At 68.5% G+C, this 13725-nt stretch carries 12 protein-coding genes and 1 tRNA gene; 5 read left to right on the top strand and 8 right to left on the bottom strand.

All coding sequences use genetic code 11. From position 1 onward, the window contains the following. Positions 1-6: 6 nt before the first annotated feature. From AC3WQZ_RS16060 to AC3WQZ_RS16045, 4 genes are all read right to left on the bottom strand, one after another. Positions 7-1047: an ABC transporter ATP-binding protein gene (locus AC3WQZ_RS16060; protein ID WP_492298268.1), complete on the bottom strand. Its 1041-nt coding sequence runs from the start codon at positions 1045-1047 to the stop codon at positions 7-9. A 3-nt stretch (positions 1048-1050) separates the two neighbouring features. Beyond that, positions 1051-1938 carry an ABC transporter permease gene (locus tag AC3WQZ_RS16055; RefSeq protein ID WP_010810098.1) on the bottom strand — a complete coding sequence of 296 codons (888 nt, stop codon included), beginning with the start codon at positions 1936-1938 and terminating at the stop codon, positions 1051-1053. A gap of 10 nt (positions 1939-1948) precedes the next feature. Next, positions 1949-2899, bottom strand: coding sequence for an ABC transporter permease (locus AC3WQZ_RS16050; RefSeq protein ID WP_010810097.1), 951 nt, complete (start codon positions 2897-2899; stop codon positions 1949-1951). A 122-nt stretch (positions 2900-3021) separates the two neighbouring features. Further along, positions 3022-4644, bottom strand: coding sequence for an ABC transporter substrate-binding protein (locus AC3WQZ_RS16045; RefSeq protein WP_010810096.1), 1623 nt, complete (start codon positions 4642-4644; stop codon positions 3022-3024). A 215-nt stretch (positions 4645-4859) separates the two neighbouring features. On the opposite strand from AC3WQZ_RS16045, the gene AC3WQZ_RS16040 reads away from it, so the two are divergent. After that, on the top strand, positions 4860-6107 hold the full coding sequence (locus AC3WQZ_RS16040) for a Zn-dependent hydrolase (protein WP_010810095.1): 1248 nt from the start codon (positions 4860-4862) through the stop codon (positions 6105-6107). A 22-nt stretch (positions 6108-6129) separates the two neighbouring features. Here the strand turns inward: AC3WQZ_RS16040 and AC3WQZ_RS16035 are convergent, their stop codons facing one another. The 3 genes from AC3WQZ_RS16035 to AC3WQZ_RS16025 all read right to left on the bottom strand — a co-directional run bounded on the left by AC3WQZ_RS16035 (position 6130) and on the right by AC3WQZ_RS16025 (position 7750). Next, complete coding sequence (locus AC3WQZ_RS16035) at positions 6130-6477, bottom strand: hypothetical protein (protein WP_011615103.1); 348 nt, start codon at positions 6475-6477, stop codon at positions 6130-6132. Between the two features lie 156 nt (positions 6478-6633). After that, a complete protein-coding gene (locus AC3WQZ_RS16030; RefSeq protein WP_439668764.1) occupies positions 6634-7434 on the bottom strand; it encodes an IclR family transcriptional regulator in 801 nt (266 codons plus the stop codon). A gap of 229 nt (positions 7435-7663) precedes the next feature. Beyond that, positions 7664-7750: transfer RNA gene (locus tag AC3WQZ_RS16025), tRNA-Leu, on the bottom strand. A gap of 273 nt (positions 7751-8023) precedes the next feature. Here AC3WQZ_RS16025 and AC3WQZ_RS16020 point away from each other — a divergent pair. Beyond that, positions 8024-8398: a VanZ family protein gene (locus AC3WQZ_RS16020; protein ID WP_010810092.1), complete on the top strand. Its 375-nt coding sequence runs from the start codon at positions 8024-8026 to the stop codon at positions 8396-8398. Here AC3WQZ_RS16020 and AC3WQZ_RS16015 read toward each other — a convergent pair. Further along, positions 8373-9230, bottom strand: a complete 858-nt coding sequence (locus tag AC3WQZ_RS16015; protein ID WP_010810091.1) for a 23S rRNA (adenine(2030)-N(6))-methyltransferase RlmJ — start codon at positions 9228-9230, stop codon at positions 8373-8375. The two genes, AC3WQZ_RS16020 and AC3WQZ_RS16015, sit on opposite strands and share 26 nt — an antisense overlap. Positions 9231-9386: 156 nt before the next feature. Between AC3WQZ_RS16015 and mnmC the strand changes: the two genes are divergently transcribed. From mnmC to clpP, 3 genes are all read left to right on the top strand, one after another. Next, positions 9387-11360 carry a bifunctional tRNA (5-methylaminomethyl-2-thiouridine)(34)-methyltransferase MnmC2/FAD-dependent 5-carboxymethylaminomethyl-2-thiouridine(34) oxidoreductase MnmC1 gene (mnmC, locus tag AC3WQZ_RS16010; RefSeq protein ID WP_010810090.1) on the top strand — a complete coding sequence of 658 codons (1974 nt, stop codon included), beginning with the start codon at positions 9387-9389 and terminating at the stop codon, positions 11358-11360. A 229-nt stretch (positions 11361-11589) separates the two neighbouring features. Beyond that, positions 11590-12945 (top strand): trigger factor, encoded by a 1356-nt coding sequence (gene tig / locus AC3WQZ_RS16005; RefSeq protein ID WP_010810089.1) that lies wholly within the window; start codon positions 11590-11592, stop codon positions 12943-12945. Positions 12946-13048: 103 nt separating this feature from the next. Next, entirely contained in the window at positions 13049-13699 is a 651-nt protein-coding gene (gene clpP, locus AC3WQZ_RS16000; RefSeq protein WP_011615108.1) for an ATP-dependent Clp endopeptidase proteolytic subunit ClpP, read from the top strand. The last annotated feature ends 26 nt before the right edge of the window (positions 13700-13725 follow it).

Genomic DNA, 13725 nt, shown 5'->3' with positions numbered 1-13725 from the left:
GGCTCCTCAGGGTGCGGCGGCCAGCAGGCAGGCGACCGGATGCCCGGCCACCAGGTCGGTCAGCTGCGGCTCGCGCCGCGCGCACACGTCCTGCGCCATGGCGCAGCGCGGATGGAAGCTGCAGCCGGACGGCGGGTTGATCGGGTTGGGCGGGTCGCCCGCCAGCGGCGCGACCGCGGTGCGGCGGTCGGGGTCCATCGACGGCATCGACGCCAGCAGCGCGCGCGTGTACGGGTGCGCCGGGTGCCGATAAAGGGTCTCGGTATCCGCGATCTCCACCACCTTGCCCAGGTACATCACCATCACGCGGTCGCACAGGTAGCGGATCACGTTGAGGTCGTGGCTGATGAAGACGTAGGTCAGGTCGAACTCGGCCTTCAGGTCCAGCAGCAGGTTCAGCACCTGCGCCTCCACCGACTTGTCCAGTGCCGAGACCGCCTCGTCCAGGATCACCAGCCGCGGGCGCAGCGCCAGCGCGCGGGCAATGTTGACGCGCTGGCGCTGCCCGCCCGACAGCTCGTGCGGGTAGCGCCCGGCAAAGCGTGCCGGATCGAGCCCGACGCGCTGCAGCAGGTAGCGGGCGCGCTCGGTGGCTTCGCGCGCCGGCACGCCATGGACGCGTGGCGTGAAAGCGATCGACTCCTCGATGGTCAGGCGCGGGTTCAGCGACGAATAGCTGTCCTGGAACACCATCTGCACCTGGCTGCGGAACTGCTTCATCGGCAGCTGGGCCGAGCCCACGCCCTGCGCGTCGAAGATCAGCTCGCCGCGGTCCTGCTGCGTCAGCTGCATCAGCAGCCGCGCGGTGGTGGACTTGCCGCAGCCGGACTCGCCGACCACGCCCAGGGTCTCGCCCTTGAGCACGTCGAAGCTGACGCCATCGACCGCGCGCACGGACGCGGCGCGCGCGCGCAGGCCGGGCAGGCCGGACAGGCCGGACTTGATGGGAAAGTGCTTGACCAGCTGGTGGGCGATCACCAGCGGCTGCGCCGGGCCGCCGACATCGCGGCCGGCCTGTGGCGAAGGGGCCTGCATCAGTGCTGGCATGGTTCAGTCCTTGATTTCCATGGCCGAGCGGATGCCGTCGGCCAGCAGGTTGAACGAGACCGAGGTCAGGAAGATCATGGCGCCGGGCAGGGCGGCAACCCACGGCTGGGTGTAGATGGCCGTGCGCAGCGTGTTGAGCATCAGGCCCCACTCCGGCTCCGGCGGCTTGACGCCCAGGCCCAGGAAGGACAGCCCGGAGGCCAGGATCATCGACACCGAGATCAGGCTGGTGGCATAGACGAAGATCGGTCCAAGCACGTTGTTGAGCACATGGGCGCGCACGATGGTCAGCGACGATGCCCCGGAAGCACGCGCCGCATCGACAAACTCGCGGTTGCGCACCTGGGTGGTCACGCTCTCGGCCACGCGCACGATCTGCGGGATAAAGACGATGGTCAGCGACAGCAGCGCATTGCCCACGCCCGCGCCCAGCGTGCCCGACAGCGCGATCGCCAGCAGCACCGACGGGAAGGCGTACAGGATGTCGGTGAGCCGCATGATCACGGTGTTGGTCCAGCCGCCGGCATAGCCTGCGACGATGCCGAGTGCGCTGCCGATGACAAAGGCCAGCAGCACCGGCGTGATGCCCATGAACAGCGACAGCCGCGCGCCCAGCATCAGCCGCGACAGCATGTCGCGTCCCAGCTCGTCGGTGCCGAGCGGGAAGTGCTCGGTGCCGATCGGCTTGAGGCGCTTGAGGATCGATGCCGCGTACGGGTCGGCCGGCATCAGCACCGGGGCGAACAGCGCCATCAGCACCAGCCCCAGCAGCACCAGCGCGGCCAGCATGGCCAGCCGGTTGCGCAGCAGGCGCCGGCCCACCGTGGTCCAGTAGCCGGGCGAGCGCTGAACCGCGGCGGCGGCCGGTGATTGATCGACAGTCATGTCCATGGCGGTCTCCTCAGTTGCGCTGGATGCGCGGGTCGAACAGCGTCTGCAGCGCATCGACCAGCAGGTTGAGCAGCACGAAGAACACCGCCAGCACCAGGATGGTCCCCTGCAGCAGCGGGAAGTCGCGCTGGAAGATGGCGGAGTTGAGCAGGAAGCCGGTGCCGGGCCACGAGAACACGGTCTCGATCAGGATCGAGCCGCCCAGCAGGTAGCCCAGCTGCAGGCCCATCACCGACAGCGCGGTCGGCGCCACGTTCTTGAGCACATGGCGGAACACTGCCAGGTCGGACAGGCCGCGCGCGCGCAGGCCGACGATGAACTCGTTGGCCAGGATCTCGGCCACCAGCGCGCGCACCGTGCGTGCCACGATGCCCATCGGGATCACCGACATGGTCACCGCCGGCAGCAGCATGTACTGCATGTGCTCCCAGTCCCATGCCCAGTCGCCCGAACCGCCCGGCCCGGCGCCGGTAGCCGGCAGCCAGCCCAGCAGCACCGAGAATGCGATCACCAGCACCATGCCGAGCCAGTAGTGCGGGATGCTGACGCCCAGCACCGAAAGCAGCGAAGCGGTGCGGTCGGCCACGGAGTCGCGCAGGTAGCCGGCGACAAAGCCGAACAGGCAGCCGAAGCTGAACCCGATCAGCGTGGCCACGGTGGCCAGGCGCAGGGAATTGACCACGGCGGCGCCGACTTCGGCCATCACCGGGCGGCTGGTGGCGATGGACGTGCCCAGGTCGCCTTGCAGCGCGCGGCCCAGCCAGTGCACGAATTGCTCCAGGAAGGGCTTGTCGAAGCCATAGAGTGCGGTCAGCTGGCGGCGCAGCTCTTCCGAGGCGTCGGGCGGCAGCACCGACACCAGCGGATCGCCGGGGGCGATATGGACCAGCGAGAAGCACAGCAGCGCCACCCCGAGCAGGATGGGGATGGCATAGAGGATGCGGCGGAACAGGTATTGCATGGGAGGATCCGGCAAGTTGGGGCGTGCGTGCGCCGTGCGCGGCACGCGGGGAAGACCGGGCGGGATTGCCGGGCCGCGCGGCGGCGGGGCTGCCGCGCGGCGTCCGTCGGGCGCGGCCGGGATCAGTCCATCGACATCGTCGCGATATCGATAAACCAGCTCTGCGGCTGCACCACGCCCTTGACCTTCTTCGAAATCGCGCGCGGGCCGACGTCGTGCGCGATCAGCACGAACGGCGACTCCTCGACGATGCGGGCATGCAGCCTGGCCAGCGCCGCGTCGCGCGATTTCTCGTCAAACGAGGTGCGCGCGTTCTCGATCAGCTTGTCGAACTCGGCATTGCCGAAGTAGCCCCAGTTGTTCGAGACCGGCGGCTGGGTCTTGGTGCTGACAAAGCGCACCATGGCGAAGAACGGGTCCATTGCCGCAAAGCTGACGTTGATGGCATTGGCGCCGTGCGCGCTGGCGTCCTTGGCGCCGACGCGCCAGTTGGTGAAGAGGGTGTTCCACTCGACCACGTCGAAGTCGACGTCGATAAAGCACTCCTTCAGGTTCTGCTGCACGTATTCGTTCATCGGCAGCGGCTGCATCTGGCCGGAACCCGACGCCGACACCTGCACCTTCACCTTGACCGGTTTGGCGGCGGAGTAGCCGGCCTCCTGCATCAGCTTTTTGGCAGCGGCCGGGTCGTACTTGATATCGAACTTGGGATTGCCCCACCACGGGTTGCCGGCTTCGACGATGCCCTTGGCCTCGGCCATGTAGCCGCCCAGCAGCGTCTTCAGCCCGCTGCGGTTGACGCACAGGTTGGCGGCCTGGCGCACGCGCTTGTCCAGCCATGGCGAGCCGGGCGCGAACGACAGCTGCCACGGCCACATATGCGGCTGCGCATTGGCATAGACCTGGAAGCCGCGGCTCTTGATCTGGGCGATGGCGTCGGGTGCCGGGGCTTCGATCCAGTCGACCTGGCCCGACAGCAGCGCGGCGGTGCGCGCGTTGGCCTCGGGCATCGGCACCATCACCACCTTGTCGATCTTTGGCACGCGCTTCGTGTCCCAGTATTGCGCATTGCGCACCACTTCCAGGCGCTCGCGCGGCACGAAGCGGCTCATCCTGAACGGCCCGGTGCCGGCGGCATCGGCGGCAAACGCGACCCAGGCCTGCTTGGAGCGCTCGACCGGATCGGTGACCGAGGCCGGCACCGCGGCGAATTTCTTCTCCCACTGCGTGGGCGAGGCCATGAACAGGTTGGTCAGGTTGTAGGGCAGGAACGAATCCGGCTCGGAGGTGACCAGCTCCACGGTGAAGTCGTCAATCTTCTTGGCCGTGCGCAGCGTCGGCATGCGCGAGGCGGTCACGCCGACCTGGCTGGGATCGAACTGCCTGGCGGTCTTGTCCAGCACTTTGCCGACGTTCCAGACCACGGCATCGGCGTTGAACGGGGTGCCGTCGTGGAACTTGACGCCGGGGCGCAGCTTGAACACCCATCTGGTCTTGTCGGCGGCGTCGACCTTCCATTCGGTGGCCAGGCCCGGGATCAGCAGGCTGGGGCCGTTGCCCCGGGACAGGTCCCATTGGGTGAGGCCGTCGTACATCGGGATGCCGGAGAAGCGGTTGCCCTCGAAGCCCTGGTCGGGCTGGCCGAGCGTGCGCGGGATGTCGGCGGCGGTCATGCCGATGCGCAGCACCTTGTCGGCATGGGCGGCACCGGGCAGCGCGAGCAGCGACAGCACGGCGGCGCTCATGACCGAGGCAGCTGACTTGAGACCTTTCGCGAGAAGGGAGGGATCGTGGTGCACAGGCTTGCTCCTGGGTTGGCTTGAGGGGACGGATGTCTGCAAAGCAAGTCATGTGCCACGGTGGCAGGGCCGGGAATGCGGGCCGAAGTGCCGGCTACGGTGGTCTGCTTCTTGCTGAACCTGCTGCCGTTTCCTCTCCCTCACCCCACCCGCAACCAGACATGGACCAGCTACACCTTCCCCGCATCAATGGCGCCCGCCTGTGGCAATCGCTGATGGACCTCGCCGCGATCGGCGCCACGCCCAGGGGCGGCGTGTGCCGCATCGCGCTGACCGAAGCCGACCGCAAGGGGCGCGACCTGGTGGTGCAGTGGTGCCGCGAGGCCGGGCTCGACGTGCGCGTCGACGAGATCGGCAACGTCTTCGCGCGCCGCGCCGGCAGCGACCCCGACGCGCGCGCCGTGGCCACCGGCAGCCATATCGACACCCAGCCCTCGGGCGGCAAGTTCGACGGCAACTTCGGCGTGCTGGCCGGCCTGGAAGTCATGCGCACGCTCGACGACCTGGGCATCGTCACGCGCGCGCCGCTGGAGGTCGCGTTCTGGACCAACGAGGAGGGCACGCGCTTCACGCCGGTGATGATGGGCTCGGGCGTATTTGCCGGAGAGTTCGACGCGGCTTTTGCGCGCGCCCAGACCGATGTGGATGGCGTCAGCGTGGGCGACGCGCTGGCGGCGATCGGCTACCGCGGCGCGCAGCCGGCGGGCGCGGTGCCGGGCGGCATGTTCGCGGCCTACTTCGAGGCGCATATCGAGCAGGGGCCGGTGCTGGAGGCGGCCGGCCTGCCGATCGGCGTGGTCTCGGGCGCGCTGGGCCAGCAGTGGTACGACGTGACCGTGACCGGCATGGACGCGCACGCCGGCCCGACGCCGCTGGCGCTGCGCCACGACGCGATGCTGGCGGCCGCGCGCATGGTCGAGGCGGTCAACCGGATCGCGCGCGACGAGGCGCCGCACGGGCGCGGCACGGTCGGCTATCTGCAGGTCACGCCGAACTCGCGCAACGTGATTCCGGGCCGGGTCGATTTCTCGGTCGACTTCCGCAACCTGTCGCAGGCCGGGCTGGACCGCATGCACGCGGCCATGCAGGCGGCATTCGAAGGCATTGCTGTGGCCGCCGGCGTGGAGGTCGAGATCCGCCAGGTGGTGAAGTTCGAGCCGTGCGTGTTCGCGCCCGAATGCGTTGACAGCGTGCGGCGCGCGGCCACGGCGCTGGGCCTGCCGCATATGGACGTGGTCAGCGGCGCCGGCCACGACGCGGTCTACGTCGCGCGGCGCGCGCCCACCGGCATGATCTTCGTGCCGTGCAAGGACGGCATCAGCCATAACGAGCTGGAAGACGCGCTGCCCGAGCATGTCGAGGCGGGCGCCAACGTGCTGCTGCAGGCCATGCTGGCGCACGCGCGCTAGGCGCCCGCGCCAGATCCAGAGGCTAGTTGCAGATCGTGCCGGGAACCGGCTTGCCCGAGGCGGTCAGCCCCTGGCACGCATCGCCGCTCGCCAGGCTGGTATCCGAGGCCGCGGCCGGTGACAGCTTGAGCTTGCCTGCCACGGTGCAGCACCCGCGGGCTGGCGGCGGCGCTGGCGTGCGCTTGGTCGCCGGCAGCGGCGCCGGCCCACCGGCTTCCGCGGTTTCTTCCGCGTCAGGAAAGACGCACTGCCCTTGCTGGCAGATCCGCTCTCCTTTGCACTGCATGTCGTACTGGCATCCGGCAGCATAGGCGAGCGATGACCAGCCAGCGGCCATCGACGCTGCCAACAGCAAGGCAGGGAATTTCATATGCCCTCCGATCAGGGCTGAGGTGAAGATGCCGGAACGGCTCGGTGCCGCTCCGACACCTTCAGCATAGATCGCGGCAAGGGTCCGCGAAAGGCACTGGCACTCAGGTGTTCTACCACCCCTGCGCGAGTTGGCCGGCCTTCGCCGTGCCGGGCCTCAGTGTGCGATCGAACGCGAGATCGCCCGCGCGCATTCCATCACCAGTGGCGCCAGCTTTTTCTGCGCCTCGGCCATGCTCCAGCGGCTGGCCGGCGGCGACACGTGCACCGCGCCGACCGCAACGCCCTGGCTGTTGACGATGGGCGCGGCCAGGCCCATGTCGCCGATGAACAGTTCCTCTTCATTGCTGGCGTAGCCCAGCCGGCGGCACGCCGCCACGCGCTCGAAGATCGCATCCACGCCGGTCAGCGTCGCGGGCGTGCGCGCCACGCGTGCCGACTGCTCCAGCATCGCCAGGACCTGCTCGTCGGGCAGCGTGCTGAGGTAGGCCCGGCCGGAGCTGGTGCAATACATCGGGATGCGCATGCCCACCGGCGTCAGCACCGGCATGTGCTTGGCGGCCATCAGCTGGGCCACGTAGACCATGTCCAGCCCGACCGGCTCGGTCAGGTTGGCGGTCTCGCCGCTGGCCGCGGCCAGCTGCGACAGGTAGGGGCTGGCCACCGGGATCAGCGCATCGGCCGCCAGATAGTTGTAGCCGATCTCCATCACCCGCGGCGTCAACCGGAAGCGCCGCGTCTGCGGGTGCTTGTCGACATAGCCCAGCGCTTCCAGGGTATGGATGGTGCGCTGCGCCGAGCTCTTGTTCATGCCGGTCAGCGCGGCCAGTTCCGACAGGGTCAGCGTACGGTGGACGCCGTTGAAGGCGCGCAGGACTTCGAGGCCTTTTTCGAGCGACTGGTTGAACAGCGGGTTGTCGCGGTCGGGCGCGGGTGGCGGGACGGGTTTTGACGGCATAGTTGCGTCGCGGGCGAAGGGACCGGGCGGCACCATCCACGGGATGGCTGCACCACGATGAGTGAGTATTGCACCAATATACATATGTATCGATTATCGATACGATGGCGAAATGATACCGTCACTGGCGCAGGCTGGAAAGTGCCGCGGCGCGGGGGTGCCTGCCGGAAAAAGCGTGCCGAAGGGGATTGGGAAACGGAAGTTGTCAGCCCGCCACTAGAAGGGCGGGTGGTGCGAGGGAGGGGACTCGAACCCCTACACCATTGCTGGCGTCAGGACCTAAACCTGGTGCGTCTACCAATTTCGCCACCCTCGCGGTCCTTGCGGCGCTGCCCGGGCGGGCGGCCGCGATGCTCGCTGGCTTGCGCCGGACAGGAAAGCAAAAAAGGCGGCTGGAACTGCCCGCCTTTCTTCTGTCCGCTCTGCCGGCTCTGGCCGCCGAACCGTGGTGTCGGCATGGCTTGCGCCTGTAGTGCAACGAGGCTGCGGATTGTAGCGCAAGGCGCGGGGGGAATCCAGCCCCGCCGGGGGCTCCGGTGCCTGCGGCAGGCGGCAGGGATATATTGTCGGCTTTCCAGATGACGCACACATGCCGATGATTGCCGTCCCGACCCTGACCCCGCTGCGCTGGCGCCTGCTGTTCTGGGGCTGCGCGGCCGCGGTGCTGGCGCTGTCGCTGATGCCGCCGACGCAGCCCCTGCCGACCACCGGCTGGGACAAGGCCAACCATATGCTGGCGTTCGCGGTGCTGGGCGTGCTGGGCCGGCGCGCCTACAGCGGCCGTGGCTGGGCCGTCTTGCTGGGGCTGGTGGCGTACGGCGCGCTGATCGAACTGCTGCAGGGGCAGACCGGCTACCGCGAGGCCGACTGGCTCGACCTGCTGGCCGACAGCGTCGGCCTGGCCGCGGGCATGGCGCTGGACTGGCTGGTGCGCCGCCTCAGTTCTCCTCGGCTTCGAGCGTGAACCTTGCGCCATCGTCCTGGCCGAGCAGGTCGGTCAGCACCGGCATGGCCTGCTGCAGCGATTCCTTCAGCCGCCACGGCGGATTGACGATGAACATGCCGCTGCCATGCAGGCCCAGGCCGCCCTCGACCGGATGCCTGACGGTCAGGGTCACGTGCAGCCAGCTTTTGAGCGGCAGGCCCTTGAGCTGCACCGGCAGCTGCGCCGATTCGCGCCGCTGCACCTGCGGGTACCAGACCGCATAGACGCCGGTGGCAAAACGCTCCAGCCCGTCGCGGATGGTCTGCACGGTGCGGGCGTAGTCCTGCTTGTCCTCGTAGGACGGGTCGACCAGCACCAGCGCGCGGCGCGGCGGCGGAGGCAGGATGGCCTTGATGCCGCCGAAGCCGTCGCCGTCGTACAGCATGACGCGGCGCCCGGCGCCGCGGAAGTTGTCGCGCAGCACCTGGATCTCGGTGCTGTGCAGTTCGAACAGCCGCAGCCGGTCGTGCTCGCGCAGCATCTGCCAGGCCAGCCAGGGCGAGCCGGGGTAGTGGCGCAGGTTGCCGTCCGGGTTGAGCGCGCGCACCTGGTCCAGGTATTCGTCCAGCATCGCCGGCAGCTGGGTGCCGCTGGCGGCGGCACGCCACAGCGGTGCGATCCCGGTTTCGAATTCGGCCTTCTTCTGCGCGTAGGCGTGATCCAGCGCGTAAAGGCCGGCACCGGCATGGGTGTCGATATACCAGAACGCCTTGTCCTTCTGCGCCAGGTGCTCAAGCAGTTGCACCACGACGGCGTGTTTGAGGACATCGGCATGGTTGCCGGCGTGGAAGGCGTGACGGTAGCTGAGCATGTGGAGCGGGGCGCCTGGACGGCGCAAATCAAGGGGCAGGGCGATGCGGTCTGCGGGAAGGCCGCTATGCTACCATCCGGCGCGAATTACCAAGCCCGCTCCCACGCCCCGGCGAATCCGCCCGGGCATTTTGCTTTTCGCCGAATTTCCTGTCCCATGCCGCGCGCACTAGAGCCCGCCGAGCCGATCCTTTCTGCCGAAGGCATCCCGTATTCGCCCCGCTACGACGACGTCTACCACAGCACCGAAGGCGGGCTGGCGCAGGCCGCCCATGTCTTCCTGGGTGGCAACGGCCTGCCGCAGGCGTGGGCCGGTCAGCGCCAGTTCGTCATCGTCGAGACCGGCTTCGGCCTGGGGCTGAATTTCCTGGCTACCTGGCAGGCGTGGCGCGCTGATCCCCAGCGCTGCGGCACGCTGCATTTCGTCTCGATCGAAAAGCACCCGTTCACCCGCGAAGGGCTGGCGCAGTTGCACGCCGGGCTGGACGGGCTGCAGCCGCTGGCGCAGGCGCTGCAGGCGCAATGGCCGCTGGCGCTGCCGGGCCTGCACCGCCTGGCCTTCGACGGCGGGCGCGTGGTGCTGACGCTGGCACTGGGCGATATCGAGCAGATGCTGCCGCGGCTGGCGGCCGGGGCGGATGCCTTTTACCTGGACGGTTTCGCGCCGGCGCGCAATACGGAGATGTGGTCGCCGCAAGTGTTCCGCGGACTGGCGCGGCTGGCCCGGCCAGGCGCCAGGCTGGCCACGTGGGCGGCCGCGGGCTTTGTGCGGCGCGGGCTCAAGGAGGTCGGTTTCGAAGTCAGCAGGGCGCCCGGCTTTGGCGGCAAGTGGCAAATGACCGTCGCGAGCTTCCGCCCGCAATGGAAAGCGCGCCGCCATGCGCCGCCACTGCCGGCCCAATGGGCCGAGCGCCATGCCATCGTGATCGGCGCCGGCCTGGCCGGCTGCGCCGTGACCGAACGGCTGGCCGCGCGCGGCTGGCGCGTGACGCTGTTCGATGGCCACGACGGGCCGGCGCGGCAGACCTCGGCGCATCGCGCGGCGGCCATGCACGCACATTTGTCCGCCGACGACAGCCTGCTGTCGCGGCTGTCGCGCACCGGCAACCAGTACGCGCTGCGTGCCTGGGCGGAGTTGGCCGAGGCCGGCCATGCGGTCGGCTGGCATGGCTGCGGCGTGCTGCAGATCGGCGAGGACGAAGCCGAGGGCGAGGCCCAGCGCGCCGCGCTGGCGGCGATGCGCTTGCCGGAAGGGTTCGTGCGCTGGATGAGCGCTGAAGAGGCGGCAGCGGCCCACCATGCCGGCGTGCCGCGTGGCGGCCTGTGGTTCCCGCAAGGCGGCTGGGTGGCGCCGCCTGACATCTGCTCGGCGCAGCTGGCGCAAGCGGGCGCTGCGGTGACGGCACGTTTCGGCTGCCGGGTTGCTGCAATCGCGCGCGTCGACGGGCAATGGCAGGCGCTCGGGCAGGACGGCGAAGTGCTGGCATCGGCGCCGGTGCTGGTACTGGCCAACGCGCATGAGGCGCAGCAACTGCTGCCGCAGCAGCACTGGACCATGCGGCGCGTGCGCGGGCAGCTGACCACGCTGGCATCCGCGCAGGTGGATGCGCTCGGCGGCTGGCCGGATTGCGTGGTGACTGGTGCCGGCTACCTGCTGCCGCGCACCGCGGACGGCGCTGGCCGGGTCGGCTCCAGCTACGACGCCGACGAGGGCCCGCTGGTGGAGCAGCCGGCGGTCCACGCGGCCAACCTGGCGCGCCTGGCCGGCATGCTGCCGCGCCAGGCCGATGCCGTGGCCGCCATCGATCCCGCGACGCTCTCCGGCTATGTCGGCGTGCGCACGGTCACGCACAACCGGCTGCCGCTGGTCGGCCAGGTGCCTGACGAGGCCGCCGCGCTGGCGCAGGCCGCATCGCTGCGCGGCGCGCACTTGCGGGACCTGCCGCGCATGCCCGGACTCTACGCCGCCCTTGCATATGGCTCGCGCGGCCTCACCTGGGCAGCGCTGGGCGCGGAACTGCTGGCCAGCCAGATCGAGGGCGAGCCGCTGCCGCTGGAGTCGGACCTGGCCGATGCGATGGATCCGGCACGCCTGCTGCTGCGCGCGCTGCGTCACGGGCACACGGGATAGCGCCGCGGGTCCGGCGGGCGGTTCCAGGCCCGTTCCGGGCAAAATCTGCCGGAAGCGAATGAAAACCGTGCGATAATCCCCGTTTTCCGTTTGCGCGGAGCTTCCCGTTCGCCGGTGCGCCGCCCCGGCCGTCCTGTCGTGACGGCGCCGTGGCGGTAAAGCGGGCGGTACATGCGCAAGCGGTAGCACCTACGAACACAACTACATTTTCTGGATTGGATCTACGACCATGTCGAACGTGATTGAGAACCTCGGCAAGCTGGACCGCAAGGTGACCCTGGCCATCCCCAAGGCCGAAGTGGAGAAGGAAAAGCAGGAGCGCCTGGTTCGCCTGTCGAAGACCGTGAAGATGTCGGGCTTCCGTCCGGGCAAGGTGCCGATGAAGATGGTCGAGAAGCAGTACGGCCAGCAGGTCGAGTTCGAAGTGCGCTTCGACAAGGCCGCGCGCAAGTTCTTCGACATCACCAAGGAACAGGACGTCAAGGTTGCCGGCCAGCCCAAGTTCGAGATCAAGAACGACGGCGTGGGCGAGGACGAAGTCGCCTTCGACGCCACCTTCGAGGTGTACCCGGAAGTGACCATCGGCGACCTGTCGGCTGCCGAAGTCACCCGCACCGGCACTGAAATCACCGATGCCGAAGTCGACAAGACCATCGACATCCTGCGCAAGCAGCGCGTGCACTACCACGCCCGCGGCGAAGCCGGCGAGCATGGCGACGGCGGTGCCGACGTCGCCGCCCAGAACGGCGACCGCGTGACGCTGGACTTCGTCGGCAAGATCGACGGTGAAGAGTTCGCCGGCGGCAAGGCCGAGGACTTCCCGTTCGTGCTGGGCGAAGGCCGCATGCTGCCCGAGTTCGAGCAGGCCGCGCTGGGCCTGAAGGTCGGCGAAAGCAAGACCTTCCCGCTGGCCTTCCCGGAGGACTACCACGGCAAGGAAGTGGCCGGCAAGACCGCCGAGTTCACCGTGACGCTGAAGAAGATCGAGTGGGCGCACCTGCCGGAAGTCAATGATGCCTTCGCCAAGTCGCTGGGCATCGCCGACGGCAGCGTCGAGAAGATGCGCGCCGACATCCGCGAGAACCTCGAGCGCGAAGTGAAGCGCCGCACGCACTCCATGCTGAAGGACCAGGTCATGGAAGCGCTGCTGAAGGCCAGCGAGCTGGACGTGCCCAAGGCCCTGATCGAGCAGGACCAGGAACGCCTGGTGGAAATGGCCCGCCGCGACCTGGAGCAGCGTGGCATGCCCAACGCCAAGGACATGCCGATCCCGGCCGAGATGTTCGCGCAGCAGGCCGAGCGCCGCGTCAAGCTGGGCCTGATCCTGGCCGAGATCGTCAAGGCCAACGGCCTGGAAGCCAAGGCTGACCAGATCAAGGCCGAGATCGAGGACTTCGCCAAGAGCTACGAAGACCCGAAGGAAGTCATGCGCTGGTACTACGGCGACCAGCAGCGCCTGGCCGAAATGGAAGCCTACGTGCTCGAAAACAACGTGGTAAATTTCGTATGCGGCAAGGCCAAGGTCACCGACAAGAAGGTGTCCTTCGAGGAACTCACCGCCGAAGGCAACCAGCAGCAAGCCTGAGGCCGGAAGTGACCCGCAGCCCCGCGCCACGGCGTGGGGCGGGGGCAGCTTCCCGAGTTACCCCGGATTGCCTTGCGATCCGACGAATCCATGGAGAACATGCATGACCCGCAATGATTTGCTTGACCGTCTCGCCACCACGCAGGCTTCGGCACTGGAAACCCAGGGCCTGGGGCTGGTGCCGATGGTCGTCGAGCAGTCCGGCCGGGGCGAGCGCGCCTATGACATCTACTCGCGCCTGCTGAAGGAGCGCGTGGTGTTCATGGTGGGCGAGGTCAACGACCAGACCGCCAACCTGGTGGTGGCCCAGCTGCTGTTCCTCGAGAGCGAGAACCCCGACAAGGACGTGTCGCTGTACATCAACTCGCCGGGCGGTTCCGTATCGGCGGGGCTGGCGATCTACGACACCATGCAGTTCATCAAGCCGGACGTGTCCACGCTGTGCATGGGCATGGCGGCAAGCATGGGCGCGTTCCTGCTGGCGGCTGGCGCCAAGGGCAAGCGTTCGGCGCTGCCCAACTCGCGCATCATGATCCACCAGCCGCTGGGCGGCGCGCGTGGCCAGGCCTCTGACATCGAGATCCAGGCGCGCGAGATCCTGTACCTGCGCGAGCGGCTCAACACCATCCTGTCCGAGGTGACGGGCCAGCCGGTCGAGAAGATTGCGCGCGATACCGATCGCGACAACTTCATGAGCGGCGACCAGGCAGTTGACTACGGCCTGATCGACAAGGTCCTCGCCCGCCGCGGCTGATGCAGCGGGCCGCCGTGGCGCAATCC

It is taken from the genome of Cupriavidus sp. FW305-26 (assembly GCF_058787975.1).
This window is presented reverse-complemented; position numbering and strand designations above follow the sequence as displayed.